This window comes from Caulobacter sp. 602-1 (assembly GCF_003931565.1).
Taxonomy (GTDB): domain Bacteria; phylum Pseudomonadota; class Alphaproteobacteria; order Caulobacterales; family Caulobacteraceae; genus Caulobacter.
Genome location: NZ_RRYI01000214.1, coordinates 1 through 273, shown reverse-complemented (window position 1 = coordinate 273; position 273 = coordinate 1). Strand labels below are relative to the sequence as shown.

Here is a 273-nt window from a genome sequence, read left to right as displayed (position 1 = left end):
GCATTTCGTCCCGTTATTCGTTATGCGCAAGGCGGAAGAGGCCGAGGGTAAGTACTACTACGTTGGCCACGTTGCCGCGTTTGACAACCCTCAGCTCACCACCAAACCTGACGCAAGCGGACAAGGCAGCGTGAAGGTCACGCTGTCGATCCTGCGGTTGGCCCGGCAAATCGATCCGGAGCTCTATCGGCATTTGGTCAGCTGATGCCTCTCAACTCCGCAAGCGTACGGCGGCGGCCATTCCACAGTCGCCATAGGTGGGGTGGAGCATGA

General features: G+C 59.0%; 1 protein-coding gene. It reads left to right on the top strand.

The annotated features are described in order from the left end of the window. A partial coding sequence (locus tag EIK80_RS25920) for a DUF3427 domain-containing protein (RefSeq protein ID WP_125159741.1) occupies window positions 1-205 on the top strand: 205 nt, incomplete at its 5' end. Window positions 206-273: the final 68 nt, after the last annotated feature.